Below are 25,372 nucleotides of genomic sequence, written 5' to 3'. Positions count from 1 at the left end.
CTTTTCCAAAGCTGTATTGCTTACCTACAGGTTGCTCCATGCGATGAATTTCGCCTTCCCGATACCATTTCATCCACACCTTTAGTTGCGTCCTATTTCGTATGCCCAGCTGTTTCATAACATCGCTCACGGGTACTCCTGCCAATCTCATTTCTATAGCTTTCATCTTTATTTCTACGGGGTAGCTCACTCTGGTTGCCAACGCAAAAACACCTCCAAGATTATCTCCCTATCTTACGATAAGGTTTCATTCTCTTGAAGGTGTTTTGATTTGTCTCACGTTACGGGGTCAGTCCCCAGAATGACTGCCATGAACAACAGCTTCTTTTTTGCGGTGTGAAGTGAGGGATCTGCTCCCCGCCTGTTGCTTCTGCTTGTTAACCCGCACTTGCTCCAGCAGTCGTGAGCGCGATTTGAGCTCACATGGAACTCACTCTACCAGGCATATGCCTTCGGTGCTGCACCGCCCGGGCCAGGGAAGATCTCGTCCAGTCGCTTCAGTACGGACTCGTCCAGAACAACTTCAAGGCTGCGCAGTGCGCTTTCGAACTGCTCCAGCGTCCGCGGTCCGATAATTGGTGCCGTGACTGCGGGATTTGCCAGCAGCCAGGCCAGAGCGATGTTGTCCTGTGGTTCGCCAAGCTCAAGGCTGAGTTCGGCAAAAGCTTCAAGCTGGTTCTTGTGCTGTTCTACCCGATCTGCGTTCCCGCCGCTGCGGCTGCCCTCGATTTTCTTGAGCGCATTGCGTCCCAGCAGTCCCCCGTCGAGCGGACTCCAGGGGATAATCCCCAGACCGAGGTTCTGGGATGCAGGAAGAACCTCCAGCTCCGGCAGACGGCAGGTGAGGCTGTATTTATGCTGCTCCGATACAAGCCCCAGGAATCCCCGGGCTTTGGCTTCCTGCTGCGCCACTGCGATATCCCAGCCGGCAAAGTTGCTGGAGCCGACATAGCCGATTTTCCCCTGGCTCACTGCGAGTTCAAAGGCGCTCCACAGCTCATCCCACGAGACACTTCGGTCTACATGGTGCATCTGATACAGCTCAATGTGATCAGTCTGCAGACGCTGGAGCGAGCCCTCCAGATGCCGCCGGATAATATAGGACGAGAGACCGCTTTCATCATTAGGGCCGTCAAGCTTGTCGCTCATGGCGCCGTAGACTTTGGTGGCCAGTACTACCTTTTCCCGCCGACCGCCGCCCTGCTTGAACCAGCGTCCGATGATCGTCTCGGTAAGTCCGGAATTCTCACCCCAGCCATACACATTGGCCGTATCAAAAAAGTTGACCCCCGCATCCAGTGCGGCGTCCATAATGCGGAAAGCTTCCTTTTCATCCGTAATCGGACCAAAATTCATCGTTCCGAGACAAAGGCGGCTTACCTTCATACCTGATTTTCCAAGCTTTGCGTACTGCACCACACAACAACTCCTCTAACTGTAATGGCCAAGCCGGTTATCTCAATAAGTACATACTTATTGTAAACAACTTAAGAAACAAGAGCAAATGAACAGACAGGCCCTGCCGGGTGGGGAACCGCTAGTGCAATGGCCCGTCTTCATTTACTTTGCGTTATAGGCTGGGCCTATCACTCCCATAGAATCTATATCTTTGTCCTTTGGGCTTAGGTATGATACAACAATATACAGAAGAACTATGTCTGCGAGCAGCAGAAATCAGAGGAGTGACGGGAATGAGCGAGGTCAAAAAAATCGCCGTAATCGCCGGGGACGGTATCGGACCTGAAGTTGTGGCAGAAGCGTTGAAAGTATTGAAAAGAATGGAAGATTTGTTCGGTTATGCGTTTGAAACCGAGCAGGCACTCTTTGGCGGAATCGCCATTGATGAACGGGGAACTCCGCTTCCGGAGGACACACTCGAGATCTGCCGCAAGGCGGATGCCGTGCTGCTGGGTGCAGTCGGTGGACCGAAATGGGATAACAACCCGAAGGAACTGCGTCCGGAAACTGGCCTGCTGGGTATCCGTAAGGCGCTGGGACTGTTCTCCAATCTGCGTCCGGCTGTCGTTTTTGACTGCCTGAAGGATGCGTCAACACTGAAACCGGAAGTGCTGGAAGGTACGGATCTTATGGTGGTCCGCGAGCTGACCGGCGGCATTTATTTCGGAGACAAGCTGCGCCGTCAAGGTGAATTCGGCGAAGAAGCTGTGGATACTTGCGTATATAATGTTACGGAAGTGGAGCGCATCGTGCGCCAGGCCTTTGAAATTGCCGGCAAACGCCGCAACAAGCTGGCAAGTGTCGATAAGGCGAATGTTCTCGAGACTTCACGCCTCTGGCGTGAGGTTGTGAACAGAATTGCTCCGGAATATCCGCAAGTAGAGCTGGAGCATGTGCTCGTTGATAACTGCGCTATGCAGCTGCTGCGTCGTCCTGCCAGCTTTGATGTTATTGTGACTGAGAATATGTTTGGCGATATCCTGAGTGATGAAGCAGCGATGCTGACCGGTTCGATTGGTATGCTCGCCTCGGCATCGCTGGGCGAAGGCAGCTACGGTCTGTATGAACCGGTACACGGCTCTGCGCCTGATATTGCCGGACAAGGCCTGGCAAATCCGATCGCTACGATTCTGTCGCTCGCTCTAATGTTCCGTATGACCTTTGGTTATGAGGCAGCGGCAGCGGCCATTGAAGCTGCCGTGGCAGAAGTGCTTGATGCAGGACACCGTACCAGTGATATCGCTGTAGACAAGAGTAAGGCTATCAGCACAACAGAGATGGGTGATCTCATTGTCGCCGCTATCCGTAAAGCCTAGGATGTAATCCAGCGGTTCTCCTTTTGAAGCAGAAAAACAAAAAACTTCACAGAAAATTGCTTATTTATAATAATTATAAAAAAGTAATGACTGTAATATTGACTTTAATTTTGTACGATGATACCATTTGGTCTATAGCAACAAGTATTCACCAACTCATCCAATCAAGAAAAGCATATTGCACTGGAAGTGGATTTCAACAATTGTTTTTCTTACATACTCAAAGGAGGATTTAAGCAATGGCAGAACGTTTGGTAGGTAAACCAGCCCCAGATTTTACAATGGAAACCGTAACGGGCGACGGTAAAGATTTCGGTAAGGTAAGCTTGTCCGACTATCGCGGCAAATGGCTTGTATTCTTCTTTTATCCGCTTGATTTCACCTTTGTATGCCCTACAGAAATCACAGCATTAAGCGATGCTGCAGCTGATTTCACGGCACTTGATACCGAAATTCTTGGAGTAAGTATCGATTCGGTACACAGCCACAAGGCTTGGATCACTACACCTAAGGATTCGAACGGTCTTGGACCCATCAACTTTCCGCTGGCATCTGATATCACTAAGAAGGTTGCCAGTGATTATGGCATCCTGATTGAAGAAGAAGGGATCGCACTGCGCGGCTTGTTCATCATCGATCCTGACGGTGAACTGAAGTATCAGGTAGTTAACCACAATGATGTAGGCCGCAGTGTAGAAGAAACTCTCCGTGTTCTGCAAGCTTTGCAATCAGGCGGATTGTGCGCCATGAACTGGAAACCCGGCGACAAGAACCTGTAAGCAAGGGCTCAGTTAAGCACTGATCTTTGAGATATTTAGAAAAACCTCCTTGCGGGAGTAATTCCCGGCGAGGGGGTTTTTTGCACCAAATAGCCTATAGGCAACGGAACTCCCGTTTGAAAATGGGCGCAAAGGTTAATTTATAGCTTCAAGGCGAGGAATCTCCGCTGCCATTGTGTAATATAATATTAAATCAATGTAAATACCAAGGAGGGTGAACAAAAATGAGCTTTTGCTGTGGAGCGAGTATGGTTGGAACGAAGGGAACCCTAAAGCATTATCGCACGCAAGTCCATAATGTTCCCCTGCTTTTTTGCCCGGTCTGCCACCGGGTAGAGGTACATTATAAAGTTGAAAATGAATATGAAATCTTGGCCGAATATGCCCATGGAGACGGTGTCACAGATGTTGATTTCCAGGATTATGTGATGGAAGACGAGGAAGCTATTTTCGAGAATGTCATCAATGTAGAGAGTGAAGATCCGCTGCACATCGTGCGCAGCCAGATTGATATGGCCCTTGACCTGCTGGCCGTAGCCAAGCAGATCGAAGATACCAAATGGGAGCGGGAGCTTAAGAAACGTCTGGCTGTTATGAGTCAGCGGCGCCACCGCTTGCAGCAAAAAGCCTGAAAGAAACAGACTGTTTGTTGGAGCAGCCTGATATGTAGATCCAGAGCCTTCGCTATAGCGGGGGCTCTTTTTGCAGTCAGTTTAACTAAAAGAGGAGGGAAACTGGTTTCACAATAGGAATAAGTGTGTCTTTAGAATCATTTTAGGAATAATTTTGCAATTCGACAGTTTCTCTGATTGCGTTGTCTGCTTCTCTTGGATATGATTGGAATATAGTTGAAACGGTTGGATAATATAATACGATTTCCGAATGTTCTGGCGGCTTCGTCATATACTCATATACATAGTAATTTGATGTCGCTTAAGCGTCTTCGTCAAATGCAGTAAAAGGGGGAACTTCGTATCGTGATAAGCCAATATCAGGAAAGCTTGCTTCTGCCGGCAAGAACGTTTCAAACTGGGCCGATGACTACTACATATGAGGATGTACTCGAGCAAATGGACAGCGGAATCATGCTTTTTGATGAAGAAGGAGTACTAACATTTGTGAACAAGCAAATGTATGCTATTCTGGGACTGAGCAGACATTCGCTGTTGGGCTGCACTATGATTCATTTATTGTCTAATATCCAGATGAACCGGTTCAAGAAGAAACAGGTATTGCGCGGATATCGTGAAATCATGAAAAAAGGTAAGCCAAGCTATGAGTTTGTAGATGAATACGGCCGGTATTGGAAAGTAACTTTATGCAGTGGCGAACAAATGAAAGGCTGCTATCTGTTCACGTTCAAGGAAATCTCCGACTACAAGCTGATTGAGCAAACAGCATATCAGAACGACAGTCTGGTGATGTTGGGCAAATTGTCAGCTTCGATTGCTCATGAAATCCGTAATCCGCTTACAGCGATCCGCGGTTTTATACAATTACTTCATCCCCATCTTCATCAGCTGGGCAAGGAGGAATACGCCAAGATCATATTAGCGGAGATTGATCGGGCCAATGATATTATTCACGAATTTCTTATGTCCTCCAAACCTTCAGTGCCTCAGGTAGCCATGATTTCTGTGTCGGGGCTGCTTAAGGAAGTTGTCCTGCTTACCGAAAGTGAAGCATTAATGAAAGGCTGTGAGATCCAGCTTCAGCCGTTTCAGGAGGATATGATCATCTCCGGCGATATCAAACAGATGAAGCAGGTCGTTCTCAATATGATAAGAAATGCGATGGAAGCAATTACTGAAAAAGTGGATGACGCTATGGGCAGGATCGAGCTGGGGGCACGCAGGGAAGGTGCAGAGGTTCGTATCTTTATCTCTGATAATGGCAAAGGGATGGATATCTGCACCTTGGACAGGTTGTTCAATCCTTTTTTCACCACGAAGGAAAACGGGACTGGACTTGGTTTGTCCGTCAGTGACCGGATTATCAAGAACCATGGGGGATGCATTTCAGTCAGCAGCCGGCTTAACGAGGGCACGCGATTTGTCATTTCACTGCCACTGATTCAGTAATTCAATATCACACCTGTATATTTAGGTAAATTAGATTCATGAGAGGCTGATTCCCGCGCAGCAAGTCTGTGTAGGAATCAGCCTCGCTGTGTTATGGTGGAGGAAAACATCATTGGGCTACTGGCGAGGAGGGATTATTATCGATATTCATTGGAGCAGCGGCAGCCCGTCAAAGTCACTACAGGGTGATGCCTTATGTATCGTTATATCTGAGGCTGAATGTGAAGGTGGCAATAAGGCTGCTGAATGGTCCAGACAAATAAGTATGCTGGCTAAAGCCGGATTATTCGCCGGCAAGCTGAACCAAACCTATGCTATCCCCGTAGAAGGAATGCCTGAGTTACCTGTTGTCATTCTGGCCGGCAGCGGAAGCGGCCTTCTTCAAGCGGAGGAACTTCGTGTTCTAGCTGCTCAAGCAGCTCGCGCTGCACTCAAGCTGAAGGCTGGCAGGCTTCTTATTCAGGTGCCTGACACCTTAAGTCTACTGACTGCTATTGGAGCTGATGAGGCCAGCCAAGCGCTCGTGGAGGGTATTATTCTAGGTGGATACCTTCGGATGCATTACAAGCGGGAACAGCCAGTCTACACCGGTCTTGAGTCTGTTGTACTGCATATGGAACGGATAGCGGAGACCGTAGAGACTGATCAATGGATACAAGGGATTAAGCAGGGAAAGGCATTTGGTGAAGCGACCTGTTTGGCACGCCATCTTACCAATCTTCCGGGGAATCTGCTGACACCTTCAACACTTGCAAGGGCCGCGATAGAAATTGCTGAGCGGCACGGATTCCCTGCAGAAGTACTTGATGAACAGGAGATCGAACAAAAAGGTATGGGAGGCCTGCTTGCGGTCGGCAAAGGAAGCGTACATCCACCGCGGATGATCGTAATCCGTTACCAGGGGACTAACCAATGGGAGGATGTTACAGCAATTATCGGTAAAGGCGTTACGTTCGACACCGGTGGTATTTCCCTGAAAAGAGCGCCAGGCATGGAAGACATGATCAGCGATATGGGTGGAGCAGCAGCGGTGCTCGGGGTCATGGATGCGCTGGGCACGCTGCGTCCGCGGATTAACGTGGTAATGGTTATTCCTTCCGCTGAGAACATGCCTGCACCAAATGCCTTCAAACCGGGAGATATCGTTACCTCCCTGAGCGGACGAACCATTGAAATATTAAATACCGATGCGGAAGGCCGAATTATACTGGCGGATGCACTTACCTATTCCCGGGAGTGGGGAGCAGAGCGGATTATCGATGTAGCGACCCTGACAGGTGCTGTGCTATCGGTTCTGGGTGACCTTGCAACAGGAGCTGTAACCAATAACGAGACAATGATGGAGGAATTAGAGACGGCTTCGATTAGAGCTGGAGAGAGGATCTGGAAGCTGCCAGTGTATCCCGAGTTCCGGGAAATGCTGCGGAGCGAGGTGGCTGATATCCGTAATGCGGCAGGGAGATACGGCGGAGCCACAACGGCAGGATTGTTCATCGGCGAGTTCGCAGAGGGTCTGCCATGGATTCATCTGGACATTGCCGGAACGGCATTTCTGTCCAAGGAACGCGGAGTGAATCCTAAGGGAGCAACGGGGGTAATGGTGCGCACGCTTTTACAATATTTACTTCATTTAAGCCCCTGCGAAGAAGAACGTTCTAGAAATACAGTCGAAGGCTAGCCATTTCTAAATCGATTACAACCAAAAGCCGCGAGACCTCTATTTCAAGGTCTTGCGGCTTTTGGCAAAGATATAAGAATTCGCCTATTCTGCAGGGTAGCTATAATAACCTATAAGCGTTGTCCAATCTGTTCCAACGTTCCGGCTAGATGTTCTTTTTGGCTCTCATCTGGGAAGTTATTGATTGAATGCCATTCATGACCTTGTTACGCGCATCCTTGTTTCTGAGCAGGTAGGCTGCTCCAAGTGCTGCTGTAGTCCATAACGTCTTTTTGGTATTCATGTGTATTCCCTCCTTGGGTTGGTCTGGCTGTAATTGCTTATTAGTAACATACCCGCATCCCAGGGATCCTAAACGAATCTGCTTGCATTGGCTGGTCAAGCCTTGGCTGAATGTTTGGTATCTACAGGTCCTCCGCTGCAGGAGAAAGGAGAATCGGATGAAGCGGCTGCGCAGGTTTTGCTTTTATCACAGCCGGCGCAAGCGCCCTGTTTGCCCTTCTGTACGTGACGGTAGATCATCCAACCGGAGTAACCAAATACAAGCGCTACAATTAGTATATTAATAATCATTGCTGTTCCCCGCTTTCGCTTAAATTACTCTTGGTTAACCAGACATTATGACAATCCGAGTAAGCTTCCGCCTTGAAAAATAACCAGTGCAACAATATACGCCAGCGCAACAGAGTAGCCTATGGAGAAAAAGGTCCATTTCCATGAAGCTGTCTCTTTCTTAATTACCCCCACAGTAGCCAGACAAGGAGTGTAGAGCAGGATAAAGGCCATGAAGCTGACCGAGCTGAGCGGTGTGAACACCTGCGAGATTTGGCCTTCCAGTCCGGCGGCATCCGAGGCATGGTAGATAATATTCATGGTGGACACCACCACCTCTTTGGCCAGGAAACCTGGAACCAGGGTGGAACCGGCCTGCCATGTGCCAAATCCAAGCGGATGCAGCAGCGGCGCAATCATTCCGCCAAACTTAGCCAGGAAACTGTTGTCCATGTCCACATTCAGTCCGGAAGGACCGGCGTAGGACATCAGCCAGATGATAACCGAACCGGCGAGAATAATCGTACCGGCTTTGCGCAGAAACCCCTTACCTTTTTCCCACGTGCTGCGTCCAAGGGTCTTCATTTGCGGCATCCGGTAAGGAGGCAGCTCAATGATGAAAACGGAGGATTCATTTTTGAACAGATATTTTGAGAACAATTTGCACAAAATAAGTGCGAACACCACACCCAGCACATACATCGTGAGTACTACAGTGGCCTGTTGGGCAGGGAAGAATACTGCTGCGAACAGCAGATATACCGGCAGCCGGGCAGAACAGGACATAAGCGGCAGAAGGAGTGTGGTCAGCATGCGGTCTTTAGGCTGTTCGATACTGCGTGCAGCCATAATCGCAGGTACATTACAGCCGAATCCGATAATAAAAGGAATAAAGGCTTTACCGTTAAGGCCCATGCGCTCCATCGTACTGTCCATTAGCAGGCAGACACGAGCCATATAACCGGAGTCCTCAAGAAAAGAAATCATCAGGAACAGAATGAAAATCTGCGGGACGAATACTACTACGCCACCAACCCCGCCAATGATTCCGTCCACGATAAGCGCATGTGTAAATCCTGATGCACCAATCGTCTGAAGGAGTGAATTCGCTCCATCGCTGAGCGGGCCGGAAATAAAGCCATCCACCATATCAGACAAAGGACCGCCGATCCAGTCAAAGGTTGTCTTGAACATGGCGTACATGAAGATGATGAACAGAGGGAGGCCGAGGAAACGGTGAGTCAGGACAGCATCCAGCCGTTCGGTCAAATTATGCGGTTTGATAAGCGTAGTATCCATTGCAGCTGCACATAGAGAGCGGATAAAGTCCATACGCACTGAACGAATCCATTGAGGCAGCGTCAATGCAAGCTTGCGGCTCTGCAGTTCACTCTGACAGCTGTCGCAGATGGCCATAAGTCGTGAAGTATCTACGCGCTTTTTGAGCAGTTCTAGAACCACCGGATTTTGCTCCATTAATTGAAGTGCAATCCAGCGCAGATTCGGCAGACCCTGAATAGCCTGTAATTCTTTTTCAATAGAAGCGATGGCTTCCTCGGCCAATTCACCATAATCCAGTTTGAAGGTTACCCGGGGAATAGCCGAGGTTTTCTCCAGAACGCTAAGTACTTGTCCGCTGCCTTTGCCGGTTCTGGCAATCAGCGGGAGGACGGTAATACCAAGGCGTGATTGGAGCACTTCAGGATTGACCGAGATGCCGCGCGCTTTAGCCACATCCATCATGTTGAGTCCCAGGACAGTAGGTTTGCCGTATTCAAGCAATTGAAGTGTGAGTAGCAGGTTCCGTTCAAGCTGGGAGGCGTCAACGATATTAATGAGGGCTTCCGGGGATTCCTCGGTCAGATATTGCGTGGCCACACCCTCATCACGGGAGAGCGGGTGCAGTGAATATATGCCTGGAAGATCTATCAGCTTGCCGGCACCATTCTTCAGGCTTCCGACCTTTTTCTCTACCGTTACCCCCGCCCAGTTACCCACATATTCATAGGAAGAGGTCAATGTATTGAAAAGCGAAGTTTTACCAGTATTAGGATTCCCTACGAGTGCTATTGAACTCATGAGACATTCACCTCGATCATGGAGGCTTCCTTCCGGCGGATGGCGAATAGTTGACCGTTGCATTCTAAGGTAATGGGACCAAGAAAAGGCCCTTTTCCTTTCAGACGGATCATAACACCTTCAGACACCCCGAGATCAGCCAAGCGGCGCCGCAAGATGGGATTCATTCCTTCAATTCTTTGGATGGAGCCCATGGAGCCCGGTTCTAAGCGCAGTAAGGAGCAGGATGTAGAAGCCATTTGTAATCCCCCTGAGAGAGATTGATAATCAATCTCAATTGTTTTCTTGTACTGTAGCATTTTAGGTGACATTTTACAGTGATATTTGTCATTGCGCAACCCCGGTAAAAAGGGTTATGTGGATAATCTGAAATTTTCTTTACAATTGTTTCTTCGCTCAGTATGATTGAACGATAATAACTGCACAGGAAGTCTGTCCTGGCGGGAAAATGAAGGTTATAGTTGAAGGGAGAAACACAATGGTCAAGAGTAATCAGAGCAAAATTGTCGACTGCACCATCCGTGATGGAGGGCTGGTAAATAATTGGGATTTCAGTGTTGAATTTGTTCAAAATCTGTATGCCGGTCTGAATGAAGCCGGTGTTGATTATATGGAAATCGGGTATAAGAATTCACCTAAGCTGCTTAAGGGAGCTGAGGGGGCTGGGCCTTGGCGTTTTTTGAATGATGATTTTCTTAGAAAAGTTATCCCGCAGAAGGGCCATACCAAGCTCTCTGCACTTGTGGATATTGGGCGGGTGGACGAGAATGATATTTTACCTCGCAGTGAAAGTATGCTGGATCTGATCCGTGTAGCCTGCTACAGCAAAGATGTGGACAAGGCACTGCAGCTGGTGCAAACCTTCCATGATCTAGGTTATGAGACTACCATTAATATTATGGCTTTGTCGAATGTTATGGAGAACGAATTGCTGGAGGCTTTTGAACAGATTCGCGAGAGCGTTGTAGATGTTGTGTATATTGTAGATTCATACGGAAGCCTGGATCATAAAGACGTTCATTATCTGGTGGAGAAGTTCCAGACTCATCTGCCGAATAAGCGTTTGGGCGTACATACCCATAATAATCTGCAGCTGGCTTTCTCTAATACACTAGTAGCTGCCGACAAGGGTGTAGAACTGCTGGATGCTTCCTGCTACGGGATGGGACGTGCTGCGGGCAACTGCCCAACCGAACTGCTGGTTACCCATTTGAAGAATACGAAATACACGCTCCGTCCTGTAATCGATATTGTTGAACGACTGATGATTCCTCTTCGTGAGAAGGAAGAATGGGGTTATATCATTCCGTACATGATTACGGGAACACTGGATGAGCATCCGCGTTCTGCAATGGCGCTGCGTGCATCTGAACAGAAAGACAAAGCCGTTGAATTCTATGACAAGCTGACCACGCCTGAAGTGAATTTTGGAGATAAATAAAGGCTTCATAAGGAGCACTGAACTCTTCAACAGGGGGAAGTGCTTTTTTATTTGTTTTATTTGTTTTATAAGAAGCTGAATGTAACTTTAAGGAGCTATCAAACCGATATTTATACATAGGACATAAATATATCCATTCACTTATTATAGATATCAATTTCAGACGCGAGGGACCTATGAGACAAGAAGAGAAAAAGACCATTCATGCGGCGATTATAGGGGCCGTACTGTTCCTTCTGATTCAAATTTTTCGGACGCCGCTTGGGAATATAGAAGATAAAGATATGCTGTCTGCACTCTATCTTATCATTGGCTGCTGCAATGTGGCCTTCGCATTTGCGATTTTTGCCCAGGGCTGGCTGTTCTTTGCTAACCGGCTATCCAAAGCAAGACTGCACACTTCTGCTCTTTTTTTGGGTGTCTGCATTTTAGACTTTTTGCATACGCTAAGCTTTGCAGGCATTCCTGCAATATCTTCCTATATAAATGCAGAACAATCCCTATGGTTGCTCACCTTCTCACGTTTAGCCAGTGCGCTGGGGATTTTATTCATTTTCAGCAGGGCAGATAAGCCGGTAGCAGTTGAAGATAAGCATAAGGTATTCCGGGTTTCCTTTGTGATGATCCTGGTGGCTTTGGCTGTATTTATTTTTGGCTACATGCTGACTCCGTGGATATCGGGTTATTCATGGGTCTCGGGACTGCAGCATTTAACGGATTTGGTTGTTCTTTTTGTATACCTGCTTGCGGTGGTGCTTATTGTATACCCTGGCAAAGCAGACAAGTCGGCTTCCATTCTGATTATTATCCGCTCATTGATCTTTTTTGCTCTCGGACAGGTATTCTTTATGAATCCGCTGAGCGTAGGGGAAATGGATTACTTGTTTGGCATGCTTAGCAGTGGAGTCGCCTATTACCTTCTGTTGAAGGGAGTATACCGGCTTACGATCGAAGAGCCTTTTCAAGAAAATGAGCAGGCTGAAGCCCGGATTAACTATTTGGCATACCACGATGACCTGACAGGACTGCCGAATAGACGCCGCCTTATGCAGCGAATGGAAGAAATCGTGATTCAAGGTGAACGGGATAAAAGCCGCGGATTCGCTGCACTAGTGATTATGAATATTAACCATTTTAAGAATATCAACGACTCTCTCGGCCATTATGCCGGGGATCTTTTGCTTCAACTGGTCTCGAAGCGCATTGGAAATGATGTGAAGTTGAATGAAGAGCTGTACAGCATGGGAGCGGATGAATTTGCTTTTCTGATGTACGACCGGACTGGCGTAGAGAATTGCCTGATTCGGGCGGGTGAACTTTTGAAGCTATTCGAAACGCCTGTACAGCTGGAATCAGGAGAATACCATATTTCACTCAGTCTGGGCATGAGTATTTACCCTGGTGACGGAGCTACGGCAGAACAGCTGATTCAGAATGCAGATACTGCTGTGCACAATGCCAAGGACCAGGGGGTTGAAATCCGCCGGTACATACCTGCTATGCAGATGAAAGCGAAGGAACGTCTGAAGCTGGAGAATGATCTGCGCCGGGCACTGGAGCGGGACGAGTTCTACTTGGTATATCAACCGCAAGTTCAGCTCGATTCGGAAGAAATTGTGGGCATGGAAGCACTGCTGCGATGGGATCATCCGAAGCGGGGACTGGTATCTCCAGTAGACTTTATTCCTATTGCCGAAGAGAGTGGACTGATTGTTCCGATCGGGGAATGGGTTCTAAAAACAGCATGCCTGCAGAATAAAAGCTGGCAGAACGCCGGATACCGGCCGATTTGTGTCTCGATTAACCTGTCCATGCGCCAATTTTTGCAGCCGAATCTGGCGGGTAAAATCGATGCCATTCTAAAGGACATCGGGCTCGACCCGTGTTATGTTGATCTGGAGATTACAGAGAGTATGACATTAGACAAAGAAACTGCATTCGATCAATTGAACCGCTTGAAGAGACTTGGAGTTTTTATCAGTATTGATGATTTCGGGACCGGATACAGTTCCTTGCATTATCTGAAGGATATGCCGATTGACCGGCTGAAGATTGACCGATCCTTCGTGTCAGAAGTTATGGAGGACAGTAACAATGCAGCTATTGTATCGACTATAACGTCTATGGCTCATCACTTAAAACTGAAAGTAACAGCGGAAGGTGTGGAGAATAAGGAGCAGCTGCAATTCTTACGCCAGCAGCATTGCCATGAGGCACAAGGTTATCTGTTCAGCAAACCGGTTAAGGCTGCCGAATTCGAAATGTTTTTTCTAAAGTCCTCACTGGGAATGCCTTCTTAACAAGTAAACGAATCCGAAGGGTTGCATTTTATTCTTGGGAATGATACAATATTTTTTGTCTTCACTACCCAATGCGGGTGTAGTTCAATGGTAGAACTTCAGCCTTCCAAGCTGATAGCGTGGGTTCGATTCCCATCACCCGCTCCAACTTTTAAACTCCGAAATCCTTGTTATGCAAGGGTTTTTTATTTGTGTATTTTTCGGTAAACGTTTGTCTGCTTCATACCGGTAGAGCAGAAAATAGGGCATATCAAAATAGAAAGCCAGGGTCTCCGCAAAATGCTGGAAACCCTGGCTTTTAGCATACCCGGCTGGGCGCGCTTAGACGGTCTTCAGGAATTCGACAATGGTCAGCAGGCCTTTATCGAAGTTCTCGAGATTGAAGTGCTCATCCGGAGCATGGAGGTTCTCGTCATCCAGACCAAAACCCATCAGCACTACCGGTGCTTTTAGAATGCGTGAGAAGCTTTCCATGATCGGTATAGACCCGCCGTCTTTGGTGAAGAGAGCGCGGGTGCCGTATACTTTGCCGTAGGCATCAGCCGCCGTCTGCAGAATTGAATGGGAAGGGTCAATGTTGAAGGCGCGGGCTTTCTCCATTTGCTTCACCTGGACCTTCGCTCCCGCCTGGATATTGGCAATAAGGTGAGCTTCGACAGCATCCAGAATATGCTGGGGGTCCTGGTTACCGACAAGGCGGCAGGTGATTTTGGTGTGGGCTTCTTTAGGGATAACGGTCTTGCTGCCTTCACCCTGGAATCCGCCGTAGATACCGTTCAGTTCAAGCGTTGGCCGGGCACCAACCCGCTCCACGAAGCTAAAGCCCTCTTCGCCATACAACTGCTCCAGGCCAAGACTTGCTCTGATTTTGTCTTCATCAACGCCTTGCTTGGCGAATTCTTCACGCAGCAGCGGAGATAGCTCAGGAACACCCTCATAGAAGCCCTCAACGGCGACACGGCCCTTGTCATCATGGAGCGAGCTTAATAAAGAGACCAGCGCATGAAGCGCATTCGGTACACCGCCGCCGTATGAACCGGAGTGAAGATCGGTCAATGCTGTGTTTACGGTGACTTCCAGCGAGCAGAGGCCGCGAAGGCCGGTGCAGATGGCAGGGCGTCCGCGTTCCAGCAGGGAGGTATCAGAGACCAGCACGGCATCCGCTGCCAGCTTGTCCTTACTGGCTTCCAGGAAAGGCGGCAGATTGACGCTGCCGATCTCTTCTTCACCTTCAATACACAGCTTGATATTGACCGGGAGGGTGCCTTCCTGCTTCAGGATGGCTTCAATGGCTTTGATGTGCATGAATACCTGGCCTTTATCATCGGTTGCTCCGCGCGCGTACAGCTTACCGTCACGGATTTCCGGTTCAAATGGCGGTGTGGTCCATAGGTTAAGCGGATCGACCGGCTGCACATCATAGTGGCCGTAGACCAGAATAGTTGGTTTGCCGGGGGCATGAAGATAATCGGCATAGATCACAGGGTGGCCCGCAGTGGGATGAAGCTCAAGATTCTCCAGCCCGGCGCGCTTTAGTGTGTCCAGAAGCCAGTGTGCTGCGGACAATACATCATCCTTGTGGGTAGAGAGAGCCGAAATGCTGGGGATTGTCAGCCATTCTTTCAATTCGGCAAGCTGAGCTTCACGCTCAGTCTGAAAATAAGCTTCGTAAGACATAGTGTATATGTACCTCCTTGGAGTTTCGCTGCGCAAAACAGGCAGTGCAAGCCCTGAGCTTGAAGCTCAAGGCAATGCACCGCAGGCTTTTTTTGGCAGTGTAATGCCTCCATTATACTGGAGAACTCACGATGGATCAAAGGAATCGGAAATCCCTACCAGAGGATGGTTGCGGGAGTAACACCTTGAGGAAAAGTATCTTCGGCTTGAGTCTTGTTTGTGTATAAGTCATACCAGGCATCGGCAATAAGACCCGGATCGGAAGCGGTGCCGGGCTTGATAAATGCGCCTATGGCCAGGTGCGCTACATAGATTCCCTTTGGATCAAAGCGACTTGAAAACCGTTTGTACCAAATTTCTTGGCAATGGACAGACCGAGTCCTGGCCCTGCACCTACGATCGCTATTGTTTTGGGCATTCTTTATCAGTTCCCTTCAGGTTGTTGATTACTTTCAGTAACCATGATAGACTGAATGAGCTTAAGCGGCAAGAAGGCACTATTACTTGCTTAAGTTACATGGAGGTAACCATTTTGGACCATACAATGAGTCATCGGCTGGAGGATATCCGGCAGCTGCCAATGCTGGAAGATTGCACGATTACACGGCAGATTCTAGACCGGGTTGGGGATAAATGGAGTGTGCTGATCATTGTCAATCTGGGGGTTGAATCCTTACGGTTCAAAGAGCTTCAGCGGCGATCCGGCGGTATCTCCCAGCGCATGCTGACGCAGACGCTCCGCCATTTGGAGCGGGATGGACTGGTCTGGCGCAAAGCAACCCCTACGGTACCTTTAACCGTTGAATACGGGCTTACGAAGCTTGGGGAATCCCTGCTGCAGCCACTAGCCTCTTTGGTGGAATGGGTGAACGGGAATCGTGGAGAAATAGCTAAAGCACGCAGCGGTTACGACAGTGATCATCAAGATACGGAATTGGCGGGTTATCCCGCTGTAGAATAGGCAGAACCTGCGCATGACGCGGAAACGATAGGAGCGGAATAAGAGAGTGTCAGTGAATTCAAATACAAGAACTTACATCTATACCTACGCCTGTACAGGGGATGAAGAATCCTTATGTGGCATGGAGCTGCGGTGTCTATTTGGCCGGGAGATTCCGGCAGCGATTTTTGAGAGCGGGATTCGAGTTGATGTCAGCCGCAGCCCGTTTATCAAGGAACGGATTGATGTCATGTATGCCGGAGACAGCCTGGAGGAGATCTATAGTCAGACCGAGCAGGTAGAAGTGCAAGGGCAGTCATTCAAGGTGATTTTTGTGAAGACAAATGATTTGTCCCCGGCGGAAAAAATAGAGTATGATGAACGCAGAGTGATCGAGCGGGAAATCGGCCTGCGAATCGAGGGGGAAGCGGATGTCAATCACCCGCAGCTGGTGTATGGTATTGTGACGCTGGGCGGACGCTGGTACTTCGGAGCCTATCATAAGAATAAGGCAACGTGGTTCCGTCAGATGAAAAAACCGCGCAGCTACTCGATTGCCCTAAGCACGCGTGTAGCGCGGGCGGCTGTCAATATGGCAATTCCTCATCCTGCCGGTGTACGGGCTATAGACCCTTGCTGCGGTATTGGCACAGTAATGGTAGAGGCGCTGTCAATGGGCATTGATATCGTTGGGCGTGACATTAATCCTCAAATTGTTGCCGGTGCACGCACAAATATCGCCCATTTCGGGTTCAGCAGCACTGTTACGCTGGGAGATATCGCGGACATTGAAGATCATTATGATGTAGCGATTGTAGATATGCCCTACAACTTATATTCGCGGATTACACCAGAAGAGCAGCTTGCGATCCTGGTCCATACCCGCCGAATTGCTGACCGGGTTGTCATTGTCGCCATTGAAGCGGTGGACGAGATGATAGCTGATGCAGGCTTCACTATTATCGACCGTTGCATAGCGAAGAAAGGTGCGTTCTCCCGGCATTTGATGCTTTGTGAGTAAATGGTGATTTTATGCCGATATCTACTGGAGGCGGTGCGGTTATGGAACAGCAATGGTTAACCTGGGCCAAGGAGATACAGGCGATTGCCCAGACTGGACTTACATATGCCAAGGATGTCTATGATATTGAACGTTATCAGGCCTTGCGGGAACTGAGCGTGGATATTCTCGCGAACTACACCTATGAAGGCAAGGAGAAGATCAGACTCGCTTTTGCCAGTGAAGAGGGCTATGCTACACCTAAAGTTGATGTGCGCGGCGTGATTTTCCGTGAGGATAAGATTCTGATGGTCCGTGAAAAGCTGGACAGCAACTGGGCACTTCCCGGCGGCTGGGCTGATATCGGACTTTCACCAAGTGAAGTCGTGGTCAAGGAAATTGCGGAGGAGTCAGGCTTCAAGGCTGAAGCAGTGCGTCTGCTGGCAGTGCTGGACAAGAAGTTCCATCACCATCCCCCTGAGCCGTACCACGTCTACAAAATGTTTATCCTCTGCCGGATTACGGGCGGTGAAGCGGCTGAAGGCGTGGAGACAAGCGGTGTGGCCTTTTTTGGCGAGGACGAGCTGCCGGAGCTGTCGGAAGAACGGAATACAAAGGAACAGCTGCGAACGATGTTTCAATTTTTGCGGAATCCCGAAAAACCGGTCATTTTGGACTAGAACTATGCATATGATATATGAATAATTGAAATATAAGTTTTAATGGAGTCAAAAACTGGTTAATGATAATTATGTAAGCCTTTGCAAAACCAATCCGCTGAGCCTTTATATCTAAAAAATCACCGATAATTTTACTTTTTGGGCCAGGCGGTCTACATTTTTTCCTCTACTGTGACGATAGATATTTTAGGAGGGGATCGCATGGAACAAGAAGAATTGAGACTTCCGCTTGCGCAGGAGAGCATGACACGTCCTGCAGAAGGCAACATTGCCAATGGCTTGGTATGGGGCATCCTCATCAGCATTCCTTTATGGATTTCAGTTATAGGCTGGGTTATGGGTTTTTTGCACTAGAGCTTACAGCAGGGCTACTACTTCTAACAAATTGAAACTATACAATGAAGGCTGCCTCTTCGTGAAGAAGAAGCAGCCTTTTTGATATATAATTTATTTGTTTCACACAATAAATTATCCGTTCACTAGATTCGCCGATTGTATTTATTTGCGGAAGGCCAGTTCGAAATTCTCGCAGACTATCCGCATATCTGGATTAAAGGTCATACCATAAGCCTTCATCTCTCTAGTAAAATACGCTTCATGATGAAACCGCCATGATTCCAGGGTTCGGTCATCTTCCCCCTCGGAATAGGCAAATTCCGCAGTCACTTCGTGAAAGGGGATAATTTCACATTTTGTGGTTGTGATTATTCCGCGCGGGGCACCTATGCTGTCCAGCAGGATAGAATGTCCGCCAATAAAAGGCAAAGGCAGTCCGCGTACCTCATTCAACTCATAATTCATGGCCGTTCCGGTCTTGACTCCCCTTAGCACTAGTGCAAGCAGCTCATCGGCCAGCCGGGCATTGTCCCCAAATGACCAGGCACTGTCGTACAACGCTGCCGCTTCAGGATACTCCTCCAGATAAGCATTCCAGTATTCAGTGATTATAGGGTTTTCCTTCACGTTCTTCACCACGTTCTCTCTATAATTATTGCTCGGTTTCGTTCATCCAGCAGGCATACAGTTCATCCAGTTTCTCCTGAACGGCGTCCCGGATGAGCTGGAGCTCTGCGAGCTTATGTGCATCGCTGGAGATCAGCGGGGCAAGCATTTCAGTATCGATAGAGCCAATCTGCTCCTCCGTTTCGGCAATCCTCTGCTCCCAGTATCCTGGAGGGCGTGACTTCCCGGAGGCGGCAGCAGAGGAAGAACTGTTGCGTTTGGCTTCGCCCTTCTCCATTCGCCTTGCCTCTGAAGTGATAGCCTTAGCGTCAGATGGGTTGCTGCTGGACCTTAGGGCAGGATATGGTTGCAGTTCTCCTTTACTGCTGCTGTTCGAAGATAGCAAGCGTGCAGCCTTCTCAGCCTGCTTTTCCTTGAAATACTCGTAGTTCCCGGAGAAAGCGCTGAATCTTCCTTCCGCGATGGACCAGAGCTTCCCGAAGCAGCGGTTGATGAAATAACGGTCATGGGATACCGCCAGCACGGTGCCGGGGTATTCCTCGAGTGCCTCTTCCAGCGCCTCGCGGGAATCGATATCCAGATGATTGGTGGGTTCATCCAGAATCAGCAGATTCGGACGGCGGTGCATCAGCACTGCGAACCGCAGCCGTGTCCATTCGCCCCCGGAGAGACTTGCGATACTCTTGAACACATCACTTCCGTAAAAGAGAAACCGCGCCAGCTGTCCACGGGCTTCACCCTCCTCGAGACCTGCCTCCTCGCGGAAGTACCGCAGCACTGACAGTGTTCCGTCTTCGGGAACAGCTTCCTGTGCCAGATAGCCGACAACCGCTCTGGAGGCGAGTGTGCAGCTTCCCTCGTCTGGCAGTTCCTGGCCCAGAATGATCCGAAGCAGCGTACTTTTACCTGCGCCGTTGCCGCCGATCAGTGCAGTGGTCTCACCATACCGCAGAACTTCACTGGCTTTCGAGAAGAGGGTACGGTCTCCGTAGCTTTTGCCAATCCGGTCAAGAATGACAACCTGGTTACCGGTACGGTCCTCTTGCTGGAGCTGCAAATCCATAGCTTTGCGCTCCAGAATCGGACGTTTGACCTTTACCATCCGGTCTAGTGCCTTCTGCATTGAGGCAGCCCGGCGGTGGAAGGAAGGATTCGGCGGATTGGAGCGGTTGCCCCATTCAATTAGCCGTTTGATGCTTTCCTGCATCTGCTTGATTTTCTTTTGCTGCTCCTGGTAGTCGGCAAATTGCCGCAGCAGCCGGGCTTCCTTCTCGATCTGGTAGCCACTGTAATTGGTATGGAATGTGAAGGCTTCACCGTCTTCGATCTCAATCACTTTCTTCACTACAGCATCGAGGAAGTAGCGGTCATGGGAGATAGCTACTACTGTTCCGTCGTAATCCTGCAGGAACTGCTCCAGCCATTCGATGGCTTCCATATCCAGATGGTTCGTCGGCTCATCCAGCAGCAGAATATCCGGACGGCGCAGCAGCAGCTCCGCCAGGCCGACTTTGGTCTTCTCGCCGCCGGAGAGGGAAGAGAAGCGGCGGTCATATTGTCCGGCACCGATGCCAAGGCCTGTGGCTACGCGCTGGATAGAGGATTCAATTTCATAGCCTCCAGCGGCTTCAAATTTCTCCTGAAGCGTACCGTATTCCTTAAGCAGCCGATTCCAGCTCTGCCCGCTTGCGGCAGCATCCGGTACGGACATTTCCAGCTCGAGCTCCCTTAGGCGTGCCTGCCACTTCAGGGGTTCAGCAAAGCTCCGCTGAAGGACTGCATATACGGTTTCTTCGTCATTCACTTCCTGAATTTGGGCCAGCAATCCAACGATGCTGCCTTTACGGATGGAGATTTGCCCCTGCTCGGGACGTTCTTCGCCGCTGAGCAGATGGAAGAGGGTAGTTTTGCCGCAGCCGTTGCGGCCAATCAGGCCGATTTTTTCGCCTTGGCGTATATCAAAGGTAACATCGCTCAGCACGAGCTGGGCACCGTGGTATTTTTGAACATTTTGACATGAGATGATCATAGGTATTCTCCTTTTATAGGAATGCCCTATCGCTGCTCTGGTCCATCTTCAAAAACAAAAAGACCGCAGGGAAATTTCCCCGCGGTCTTGATCGTTCTCCGGTCTTATAGCGTCCGTTGAAGCGTAGGCAGGAAAGGCATTTCACAATGTTGTAGTGTTATTGAATTCTTGTAAATGGACAGACTTCTCCCGTTGTCGGCATTTACATGAACGATGCCAGCCATAATATTAATCAGCCGGCTGCTAACACTATTGGTCCGATTGTGATCCATTCCTCCTACACCTCCTTCATACAAATTTAGGAATAGTGTAACCAATATCGGCTGAATATGCAAGAGCAAAAGTAGAGCGCCTGTGCATATCTAATGGAATTCTTAAGTAGTATGAGTATATGGCAGAGGAAGATTTGCCAAATCAAACTAGGAAACGGGGACTTGGCGATGGCGATTTTTAACGGATTGCTGGGCAATGCCACCCAGGTGGCGCTGACAGATGTTCAGCGGGAATTCGCGCAGATTCTTGCGCCTCAGGAAAACATTGAGCGGGCCTATAAACTGGTCAGAGATATGTTCATATTTACGGATAAACGGCTGATTCTCGTGGATAAGCAAGGGGTAACCGGCAAAAAGACAGAATATCATTCGATCCCTTACAAAAGCATATCGCATTACTCTGTGGAGACGGCCGGTCACTTTGATCTGGATGCGGAGCTATGCCTGTATGTCTCGGGAAGCGCGTTACCGCTGAAGAAGACCTTCAATAAGTCCGTGAATATTTACGAGGTTCAGGCGGTGCTGTCCCAGTATATTTTAAAGTAAGCTCAGGGTGGCAAGGCTGCTAAACCGTATAACGGAGCACCAGTCCGCCATAGGTGAATGCAGCCAGGATCACCAGCGCAGGATGTAGTTTAAGCTTCTGTATCGCCCAATAGGCGATTGCAGCAATGATCAGCGTCTGCCAGATGCCGATGGATTCGGCGGGGCCTTTGGCCATTTTCAAGGTAAGTATAATCATCATAATAGCGATTACTGGTTGTACAAGCAGGGTCATGCCTTTCACTACGGGCGACTGCTTGTATTTTTGCATAACGCCCAGCAGGAAGATCAGTGCCGCCGCGGAAGGAACTACAGTAGCGATCAGCGCTGCGGCCATCCCCGGCCACCCGTAGACATCATAACCGACGAAAACAGCGATTTTGGTAGCGATCGGACCGGGCAGCGCATTGCCAAGTGCCAGCATATTTGAGAACTCCTGATCGGTAAGCCAGCCATAATGCGGCACGATTTCCTCATACATCAGCGGGATGGAGGAGGGGCCGCCGCCATACCCTAGCAGATTAGCCATAAAAAAGCCGTAAATCAGTTTTAGCCATTCCATTTAGGCGGTCCCTCCTTTTTGTTTTTTTGCGAGTATCCGGTAGTGAACGGTTCCATAACCGAGGAACAGCACGATCACAATCGCCGGATGGATATGCAACACTTCAAGCAGCACCAGGGCGAGCAGCAGAAAAGCGGCGCCGATCCGCTTGCCCAGGCCTTTAAAGGCTTTTTGGGCAAATTCGTAAGCCATGAGTCCCAGCATCACTGCGATGACAGGCGAAACGGCGGCGATCATTCCCCCCACTACCTTGGAACCGCTCAAATAGTTGACTGCGGAGAGGAGGGCGATCATGGCGATCCCGCTCGGGAGGATATGCGCCAGCACAGAGATGATTGCACCTCTGACTCCTTTCAGCTTATAGCCGAGATAGGCAGCCATCTTGGTGGCGATAGGGCCTGGAAGGGCATTCGCGATAGCCAGTGTTTCTCCGAATTCATCATCTGTCAGCCACCCGTAACGGGTCACGGCATCATGGCGGATTAAGGGAATCACGGAGGGCCCGCCGCCGTAACCGAGTATGCCCGTCCTGCACATAGCAACGGTGAGCTGTATATATGGGTTGTCTTTGTTGTTCACGTGACACCTCCTAATATATTTGCTGAGCGTTCCCAAAGTTGGCTTCATTCTTACAAAGCGGGTAGCGCAAGTGCAGACGAATCAGTTGGCAGGCTTGGTAGCTGCGTTGATTGCATTTGCCCCATACTCACCCCGGAGGCGATAGTCTGTTTTTTGAGCTTATTCTATACAATTCATCGGTTCCCAGCTACCTGGAGGAAGGCGGTTCCACGAAACTTTGTGCACAGCTCACAAAAAATAGGAGCGGCTCGTGCGTTTTCTTTTGCCCGGATTGACAAAGGTTTTTACGGTGCTGTTAAATGACACTAACTTGAACGACAAATGGGAGATGGGTAGCATGACGACAGGTCCTGTAATCGGCACAAAAACGATGGTGGTCAGCCCCCATTACCTGGCTTCTGCCGCCGGAGCGCGAATTCTGCAAAACGGAGGCAACGCCTTTGATGCGGCGGTAGCGGTCAGCGCAACGCTCGGTGTGGTCTATCCGCATATGACGGGACTGGGCGGCGATGCTTTTTGGCTCACTTACAGCGCTGGTGAAGGGCGTGTCCGGGCTTACAACGGCAGCGGACGTTCCGGTTACGGCGTCCGCAGAGACTGTTACGCCGGCGAGGATGCGATTCCGAGACGCGGGGTACGCAGTGCCATCACGGTACCCGGAATGGCGGACAGCTGGTCAGCCGTCCAGCGCGAGTATGGACGCCTGACCCTGGGGGAGGTACTGGAGCCGGCGATTGGCTACGCCGCGGGCGGTTTTCCGCTGTCGCCGGACCAATACGGCAACAGCATGCTGGCAGGAGCGGCGCTGTCACCGGCGGCGTCCGCGATCTATCTTCCCGGCGGTACGGTTCCGGCAGCCGGGAGCAGGTTTGTGCAGAAGCAGCTGGCTGCGTCGCTGCGGGTCCTGGCAGTTGGGGGCAGGGACGCCTTTTATAAGGGGAAGATCGCCGGAGATATAGGTCATTATATGCGGGCTTCCGGCGGGTATCTCACCCGCGAGGATTTTGCCGCTCATGAGGGGAACTGGGACGAGCCGATATCTACGGATTATCATGGCCACACGGTCTATCAGGTTCCGCCGAACTCTCAAGGGTTCACGGCGCTAATGGCGCTAAATATCCTGGAACACTACAATTTTGGAGACATCACGCATGGCTCCTATGAATATTACCACTTGCTGGTTGAGGCCTTGAAGCTGAGTTTCCGCGACCGGGACCGGGTACTCACGGATCCGGCATTCAGCAGGATTCCGCTGGAGCAGTTGCTGGATAAACGGTATGCAGAGCAATTGGCGGCTTCGATTTCACCTGCGAAGGCAGCAGCGCTTGGCAGTGAGCCGGTGGGCCGGGATACCGCCTTTGCGGCGGTAGTAGATGATGAAGGAAACGCAGTTTCCTTTATCCAAAGCCTGTACTTTGAATTTGGCTCAGGCATCGTTGCTGGCGATACGGGGATTCTGCTGCAGAACAGGGGCTCATTTTTCTCGCTGGACCCCGGGCACATCAATACGCTGGAGCCGCATAAGCGAACATTTCACACGTTGATGCCGGCGATGGCCTGCCGTGACGGCAAGCCGGCCTATCTCTATGGCACGCAGGGCGGGGAAGGCCAGCCGCAGACGCAGAGTCTGCTTCTGACCCGTATGCTGCATTACGGGATGGACCCCCAGGCGGCTGTGAACGCACCGCGTTTTGTATGGGGCAGAACCTGGGGCGAGCCCACCCAGGAGTTGAAGGTGGAGGGTAGAGTGGCACCCGCAGTGCTAAGCCAGCTATCTGAAGCCGGCCATCTGGTGCGCACCGTGGGGGACTATGATGGAATTGTAGGGCATGCTCATGCGATTGCTATCGATGGCAACGGCTATCGCAGCGGAGGAACAGATCCACGCTGCGATGGGGCCGCTATTGGCTGGTAGGCCGGGAGTAGGATGGATTTCTGTTCAAAGTAGAGCCTGTTGCACTTTGTACAGTAACGTAGACTTGAAGCTTGATGAACGTAGCGAAGCTCCTTGGAACTTAAGCGAAGTGGAAAAAGGTAAACTAAATTGGCTGTAACCCTGGCGACAGAAGGAGTTAATGGGATTTTGTACACCTAATTCAAGCATGTCATCCCAAATGTCCGCTGTCAGTAGAATTAGTGAGACTTTTCTTTTTAGCCCCCTAATCCATTTGGACACTTTTAACCACTTCAGATACACTAAAAGAAGTGGAGGAAGTATCCATGAAAAGACGATTTCGGTGCCCCATACAAACCAAGAAGGAGTTTGTGGTGGAGGTGCTCTCGGGGTATCGGATAGAGGCGGTAGCCCGGAAGCATGGCCTCTCTCCCAAGACCCTTGGAAACTGGGTTCGCCAATATCAGGATGAGGTGGATGACCTTATGGTAAGAAAACAAAACGAAACTAAGCAGATCCAGCAAGATGCGGCTCAATTTCAGGACCTCC

The 25,372-nt window shown here is 49.8% G+C and carries 26 protein-coding genes and 1 tRNA gene; 15 read left to right on the top strand and 12 right to left on the bottom strand.

Going from position 1 to position 25,372, the window contains the following annotated elements:
- Together A3844_RS27955 and A3844_RS27950 are read right to left on the bottom strand one after the other, a co-directional pair.
- A partial coding sequence (locus tag A3844_RS27955) for a helix-turn-helix domain-containing protein (RefSeq protein WP_074109158.1) occupies positions 1-202 on the bottom strand: 202 nt, incomplete at its 3' end.
- A 233-nt stretch (positions 203-435) separates the two neighbouring features.
- Positions 436-1,416 (bottom strand): aldo/keto reductase, encoded by a 981-nt coding sequence (locus A3844_RS27950; RefSeq protein ID WP_074109162.1) that lies wholly within the window; start codon positions 1,414-1,416, stop codon positions 436-438.
- 275 nt (positions 1,417-1,691) lie between these two features.
- On the opposite strand from A3844_RS27950, the gene leuB reads away from it, so the two are divergent.
- From leuB to A3844_RS27925, 5 genes are all read left to right on the top strand, one after another.
- Positions 1,692-2,774: a 3-isopropylmalate dehydrogenase gene (leuB, locus tag A3844_RS27945; RefSeq protein ID WP_074085835.1), complete on the top strand. Its 1,083-nt coding sequence runs from the start codon at positions 1,692-1,694 to the stop codon at positions 2,772-2,774.
- A 239-nt stretch (positions 2,775-3,013) separates the two neighbouring features.
- Entirely contained in the window at positions 3,014-3,553 is a 540-nt protein-coding gene (locus A3844_RS27940) for a peroxiredoxin (protein ID WP_074085834.1), read from the top strand.
- 224 nt (positions 3,554-3,777) lie between these two features.
- Positions 3,778-4,185 (top strand): hypothetical protein, encoded by a 408-nt coding sequence (locus A3844_RS27935; protein ID WP_074085833.1) that lies wholly within the window; start codon positions 3,778-3,780, stop codon positions 4,183-4,185.
- A gap of 345 nt (positions 4,186-4,530) precedes the next feature.
- Positions 4,531-5,634: an ATP-binding protein gene (locus A3844_RS27930; protein ID WP_074102157.1), complete on the top strand. Its 1,104-nt coding sequence runs from the start codon at positions 4,531-4,533 to the stop codon at positions 5,632-5,634.
- A 112-nt stretch (positions 5,635-5,746) separates the two neighbouring features.
- Entirely contained in the window at positions 5,747-7,312 is a 1,566-nt protein-coding gene (locus A3844_RS27925) for a leucyl aminopeptidase (RefSeq protein ID WP_244169877.1), read from the top strand.
- 145 nt (positions 7,313-7,457) lie between these two features.
- Here the strand turns inward: A3844_RS27925 and A3844_RS32925 are convergent, their stop codons facing one another.
- From A3844_RS32925 to A3844_RS27910, 4 genes are all read right to left on the bottom strand, one after another.
- Positions 7,458-7,595, bottom strand: coding sequence for a hypothetical protein (locus A3844_RS32925; protein ID WP_167374757.1), 138 nt, complete (start codon positions 7,593-7,595; stop codon positions 7,458-7,460).
- 95 nt (positions 7,596-7,690) lie between these two features.
- Positions 7,691-7,885: a FeoB-associated Cys-rich membrane protein gene (locus tag A3844_RS27920; protein ID WP_074085831.1), complete on the bottom strand. Its 195-nt coding sequence runs from the start codon at positions 7,883-7,885 to the stop codon at positions 7,691-7,693.
- A 45-nt stretch (positions 7,886-7,930) separates the two neighbouring features.
- Positions 7,931-9,943 carry a ferrous iron transport protein B gene (gene feoB, locus A3844_RS27915; RefSeq protein ID WP_074102156.1) on the bottom strand — a complete coding sequence of 671 codons (2,013 nt, stop codon included), beginning with the start codon at positions 9,941-9,943 and terminating at the stop codon, positions 7,931-7,933.
- On the bottom strand, positions 9,940-10,182 hold the full coding sequence (locus A3844_RS27910; protein ID WP_074085829.1) for a FeoA family protein: 243 nt from the start codon (positions 10,180-10,182) through the stop codon (positions 9,940-9,942). The genes feoB and A3844_RS27910 overlap by 4 nt, the downstream gene beginning before the upstream one ends.
- A gap of 239 nt (positions 10,183-10,421) precedes the next feature.
- Between A3844_RS27910 and A3844_RS27905 the strand changes: the two genes are divergently transcribed.
- From A3844_RS27905 to A3844_RS27895, 3 genes are all read left to right on the top strand, one after another.
- Positions 10,422-11,384 (top strand): aldolase catalytic domain-containing protein, encoded by a 963-nt coding sequence (locus A3844_RS27905; protein ID WP_074085828.1) that lies wholly within the window; start codon positions 10,422-10,424, stop codon positions 11,382-11,384.
- Between the two features lie 176 nt (positions 11,385-11,560).
- The gene (locus A3844_RS27900) at positions 11,561-13,684 is read left to right on the top strand and encodes a putative bifunctional diguanylate cyclase/phosphodiesterase (RefSeq protein WP_074109157.1); all 2,124 of its coding nucleotides are present in this window, start codon (positions 11,561-11,563) and stop codon (positions 13,682-13,684) included.
- Positions 13,685-13,757: 73 nt separating this feature from the next.
- Positions 13,758-13,831: transfer RNA gene (locus tag A3844_RS27895), tRNA-Gly, on the top strand.
- Between the two features lie 174 nt (positions 13,832-14,005).
- Here the strand turns inward: A3844_RS27895 and A3844_RS27890 are convergent.
- Positions 14,006-15,361, bottom strand: coding sequence for a dipeptidase (locus A3844_RS27890; RefSeq protein ID WP_074109156.1), 1,356 nt, complete (start codon positions 15,359-15,361; stop codon positions 14,006-14,008).
- A 532-nt stretch (positions 15,362-15,893) separates the two neighbouring features.
- Between A3844_RS27890 and A3844_RS27880 the strand changes: the two genes are divergently transcribed.
- From A3844_RS27880 to A3844_RS32920, 4 genes are all read left to right on the top strand, one after another.
- Positions 15,894-16,322, top strand: coding sequence for a winged helix-turn-helix transcriptional regulator (locus A3844_RS27880; RefSeq protein ID WP_083607062.1), 429 nt, complete (start codon positions 15,894-15,896; stop codon positions 16,320-16,322).
- Between the two features lie 46 nt (positions 16,323-16,368).
- Entirely contained in the window at positions 16,369-17,322 is a 954-nt protein-coding gene (locus A3844_RS27875; protein WP_074085824.1) for a TRM11 family SAM-dependent methyltransferase, read from the top strand.
- A 41-nt stretch (positions 17,323-17,363) separates the two neighbouring features.
- Positions 17,364-17,981 carry an NUDIX hydrolase gene (locus A3844_RS27870; protein WP_074109154.1) on the top strand — a complete coding sequence of 206 codons (618 nt, stop codon included), beginning with the start codon at positions 17,364-17,366 and terminating at the stop codon, positions 17,979-17,981.
- A 201-nt stretch (positions 17,982-18,182) separates the two neighbouring features.
- Positions 18,183-18,335: a hypothetical protein gene (locus A3844_RS32920; protein ID WP_167374755.1), complete on the top strand. Its 153-nt coding sequence runs from the start codon at positions 18,183-18,185 to the stop codon at positions 18,333-18,335.
- Between the two features lie 144 nt (positions 18,336-18,479).
- Here A3844_RS32920 and A3844_RS27865 read toward each other — a convergent pair whose 3' ends face one another.
- The 3 genes from A3844_RS27865 to A3844_RS32915 form a co-directional block, all read right to left on the bottom strand.
- Positions 18,480-18,953, bottom strand: a complete 474-nt coding sequence (locus tag A3844_RS27865) for an ASCH domain-containing protein (protein ID WP_244169876.1) — start codon at positions 18,951-18,953, stop codon at positions 18,480-18,482.
- 16 nt (positions 18,954-18,969) lie between these two features.
- Positions 18,970-20,973 carry a ribosomal protection-like ABC-F family protein gene (gene abc-f / locus A3844_RS27860; protein WP_074085822.1) on the bottom strand — a complete coding sequence of 668 codons (2,004 nt, stop codon included), beginning with the start codon at positions 20,971-20,973 and terminating at the stop codon, positions 18,970-18,972.
- Between the two features lie 104 nt (positions 20,974-21,077).
- Positions 21,078-21,245, bottom strand: a complete 168-nt coding sequence (locus tag A3844_RS32915; RefSeq protein ID WP_167374756.1) for a hypothetical protein — start codon at positions 21,243-21,245, stop codon at positions 21,078-21,080.
- A gap of 168 nt (positions 21,246-21,413) precedes the next feature.
- Here A3844_RS32915 and A3844_RS27855 point away from each other — a divergent pair, with 168 nt between their 5' ends.
- The gene (locus A3844_RS27855) at positions 21,414-21,791 is read left to right on the top strand and encodes a PH domain-containing protein (RefSeq protein ID WP_074109153.1); all 378 of its coding nucleotides are present in this window, start codon (positions 21,414-21,416) and stop codon (positions 21,789-21,791) included.
- A gap of 19 nt (positions 21,792-21,810) precedes the next feature.
- Here the strand turns inward: A3844_RS27855 and chrA are convergent, their stop codons facing one another.
- Together chrA and chrB are read right to left on the bottom strand one after the other, a co-directional pair.
- On the bottom strand, positions 21,811-22,350 hold the full coding sequence (gene chrA, locus A3844_RS27850; protein WP_074085820.1) for a chromate efflux transporter ChrA: 540 nt from the start codon (positions 22,348-22,350) through the stop codon (positions 21,811-21,813).
- Positions 22,351-22,929 (bottom strand): chromate efflux transporter ChrB, encoded by a 579-nt coding sequence (gene chrB, locus A3844_RS27845; RefSeq protein ID WP_371916006.1) that lies wholly within the window; start codon positions 22,927-22,929, stop codon positions 22,351-22,353.
- 337 nt (positions 22,930-23,266) lie between these two features.
- On the opposite strand from chrB, the gene ggt reads away from it, so the two are divergent.
- Both ggt and A3844_RS27835 read left to right on the top strand, forming a co-directional pair.
- Entirely contained in the window at positions 23,267-24,844 is a 1,578-nt protein-coding gene (ggt, locus tag A3844_RS27840; RefSeq protein ID WP_074109152.1) for a gamma-glutamyltransferase, read from the top strand.
- Between the two features lie 305 nt (positions 24,845-25,149).
- The coding region (locus A3844_RS27835; RefSeq protein WP_074107031.1) for a transposase at positions 25,150-25,372 on the top strand (223 nt) is incomplete at its 3' end.

Source organism: Paenibacillus helianthi (genome assembly GCF_001909055.1).
Classification (GTDB): domain Bacteria; phylum Bacillota; class Bacilli; order Paenibacillales; family Paenibacillaceae; genus Paenibacillus_AQ; species Paenibacillus_AQ helianthi.
This window is presented reverse-complemented; position numbering and strand designations above follow the sequence as displayed.

What these genes read in the sequence shown, in the direction of transcription:
- leuB (WP_074085835.1), top strand. Translation starts at nt 1,692, where the DNA reads ATGAGCGAGGTCAAAAAAATCGCCGTAATCGCCGGGGACGGTATCGGA.
- A3844_RS27940 (WP_074085834.1), top strand. Translation starts at nt 3,014, where the DNA reads ATGGCAGAACGTTTGGTAGGTAAACCAGCCCCAGATTTTACAATGGAA.
- A3844_RS27935 (WP_074085833.1), top strand. Translation starts at nt 3,778, where the DNA reads ATGAGCTTTTGCTGTGGAGCGAGTATGGTTGGAACGAAGGGAACCCTA.
- A3844_RS32925 (WP_167374757.1), bottom strand. Translation starts at nt 7,595, where the DNA reads ATGAATACCAAAAAGACGTTATGGACTACAGCAGCACTTGGAGCAGCC.
- A3844_RS27920 (WP_074085831.1), bottom strand. Translation starts at nt 7,885, where the DNA reads ATGATTATTAATATACTAATTGTAGCGCTTGTATTTGGTTACTCCGGT.
- feoB (WP_074102156.1), bottom strand. Translation starts at nt 9,943, where the DNA reads ATGAGTTCAATAGCACTCGTAGGGAATCCTAATACTGGTAAAACTTCG.
- A3844_RS27910 (WP_074085829.1), bottom strand. Translation starts at nt 10,182, where the DNA reads ATGGCTTCTACATCCTGCTCCTTACTGCGCTTAGAACCGGGCTCCATG.
- A3844_RS27905 (WP_074085828.1), top strand. Translation starts at nt 10,422, where the DNA reads ATGGTCAAGAGTAATCAGAGCAAAATTGTCGACTGCACCATCCGTGAT.
- A3844_RS27900 (WP_074109157.1), top strand. Translation starts at nt 11,561, where the DNA reads ATGAGACAAGAAGAGAAAAAGACCATTCATGCGGCGATTATAGGGGCC.
- A3844_RS27890 (WP_074109156.1), bottom strand. Translation starts at nt 15,361, where the DNA reads ATGTCTTACGAAGCTTATTTTCAGACTGAGCGTGAAGCTCAGCTTGCC.
- A3844_RS27870 (WP_074109154.1), top strand. Translation starts at nt 17,364, where the DNA reads ATGGAACAGCAATGGTTAACCTGGGCCAAGGAGATACAGGCGATTGCC.
- A3844_RS32920 (WP_167374755.1), top strand. Translation starts at nt 18,183, where the DNA reads ATGGAACAAGAAGAATTGAGACTTCCGCTTGCGCAGGAGAGCATGACA.
- abc-f (WP_074085822.1), bottom strand. Translation starts at nt 20,973, where the DNA reads ATGATCATCTCATGTCAAAATGTTCAAAAATACCACGGTGCCCAGCTC.
- A3844_RS32915 (WP_167374756.1), bottom strand. Translation starts at nt 21,245, where the DNA reads ATGGATCACAATCGGACCAATAGTGTTAGCAGCCGGCTGATTAATATT.
- A3844_RS27855 (WP_074109153.1), top strand. Translation starts at nt 21,414, where the DNA reads ATGGCGATTTTTAACGGATTGCTGGGCAATGCCACCCAGGTGGCGCTG.
- chrA (WP_074085820.1), bottom strand. Translation starts at nt 22,350, where the DNA reads ATGGAATGGCTAAAACTGATTTACGGCTTTTTTATGGCTAATCTGCTA.
- ggt (WP_074109152.1), top strand. Translation starts at nt 23,267, where the DNA reads ATGACGACAGGTCCTGTAATCGGCACAAAAACGATGGTGGTCAGCCCC.